The organism is Edaphobacter aggregans DSM 19364, assembly GCF_000745965.1.
Classification (GTDB): Bacteria; Acidobacteriota; Terriglobia; order Terriglobales; family Acidobacteriaceae; genus Edaphobacter; species Edaphobacter aggregans.
Window position 1 is genome coordinate 1 of record NZ_JQKI01000309.1, and the last position, 1970, is coordinate 1970.

The window sequence follows — 1970 nt, forward strand, 5'->3', positions numbered from 1 at the left end:
TTGCTTGCGCCGGTGCAGAACGACGTGATTGTTCTCCTCACCGGCATGCTGTTGGCGCGAACCGTTCAGGAGGGGAGATGAATCACGACGTCCATCAAAAAGTCAAAGCGAGTCATTTGAAACGGACTGCCTACCTCTATGTGCGGCAATCGTCGCTTCGACAAGTTTTCGAAAACACGGAGAGCACCCAACGACAATACGGATTGCGCGAACAAGCGGTGGCGCTGGGATGGCCGCTCGATCGCATTATCGTCATCGACAGCGATCTTGGGCTGTCGGGCGCTTCGAGCGACCGTGAAGGATTTCGGCGTCTGGTGTCGGAAGTAAGCATGGCGCACGTGGGTATTGTGCTGGGACTGGAAGTGTCTCGTTTGGCGCGGAACTCAACGGATTGGCATCGACTGCTCGAGATCTGCGCTCTCACCGACACTCTCATCCTGGACGAGGACGGTATTTACGATCCATCTCACTTCAACGATCGTTTACTTCTCGGGTTGAAGGGAACGATGAGCGAAGCAGAACTGCACGTACTCCGGGCACGTTTGCAAGGCGGCATTCTTAATAAAGCCCGCCGCGGAGAGCTCATGATGCGGCCGCCTATCGGCTATGCGTATGATGCCAACGCCCGTATGGTGTTCGATCCCGACGGGCAGATTCAGCAGGCCGTTCGGCTGGTGTTTGAGACATTTCGACGAACCGGCTCCGCTCTGGCCACGGTGCGTGCCTTCCGGCAGGAAGGATTGCTGTTTCCGCGGCGGCTCTACTCCGGTACCAGAAAGGGCGACGTCCTTTGGGGCAAGCTGGAACATTGTCATGTACTCCGGTTGTTACACAACCCTCGGTACGCCGGCGTCTTTATCTATGGACGCACTCGTTGCCGCAAGACGATCGATGGTGAGACGCTTGTGCAACACCTACCGCGCGAGCAGTGGCATGCGTTTGTAGGAGATGCTCATCCCGCTTACATTAGCTGGGAAGAACATGAGCTTAACCAGCGGCGGTTACAGGAAAATGCTCATGCCCAAGGCGGCGAGCGAGACAAGAGTCCTGCCCGAGAAGGCCCTGCTCTCTTGCAAGGTCTGATCGTTTGCGGACGCTGCGGTCGGCGCATGACAGTCCGTTATCACTGGCGCCGCGGCGGCCTGGCACCGGACTATGTCTGTCAACGGAAAGGAATCGAAAATGCCGAGCCGATCTGCCAACGGGTCTCGGGGGCTGAAGTCGATCGGTTTGTAGCAGACCTGCTGGTAGAGTTCATCAACCCCATCACACTTGACGTAGCGTTGGCTGTACAGCAGGAACTGCAAGCACAACTGGAGGAAAGTGATCGTCTTCGCGGGCATCAAGTCGAGCGGGCCCGCTATGAAGCGGAACTGGCCCAACGCCGATACATGCGCGTCGATCCTGACAATCGCCTGGTGGCTGATTCACTCGAGGCCGATTGGAACCAGAAACTAAAACTTCTGGCGGAAACCCAACAGGAATGTGAGCGGCTACGGGAACGGGATCGTAAGAGGATCAGCGAAGAGCAGCGGCAAGCCATTTTGCAACTCGCCGAGGACTTTCCACGCGTGTGGAGTGATCCATCCATTACGCATCGAGATCGGAAGAGAATGGCACGTTTGCTGATTGAAGATATCACTCTTCTCTACGCTGATACGATCACCCTTCACCTTCGCTGCCGTGGCGGTGCGACAAAAACATTCAGCATGCGCAAACCACAGCTTTCCTGGGAAACCTGGACCACCCCAACCGAGATCGTTGCCGAGGTGGATCGTCTGCTGGACCATCACACCTACGGCGAGATCGCCGCGCTTCTGAACGAACGCAAACTAAGGCCCGGGCGCGGAGAAAGATTTAGCTCTCGGATCATCGCTCGCATTCAGACGTGCTACTCGCTGCGTCCCCGTTATGATCGCTTGAGAGAGGCTGGGATGCTTACTGTAATGGAGATGGCGACGCGCTTGCAG

1 protein-coding gene is annotated in these 1970 nt (G+C 56.7%); it reads left to right on the forward strand.

Going from position 1 to position 1970, the window contains the following annotated elements:
* Positions 1 to 77: 77 nt before the first annotated feature.
* Positions 78 to 1970 (forward strand): recombinase family protein (locus Q363_RS31430; protein WP_035358675.1); only part of this gene is annotated, 1893 nt, incomplete at its 3' end.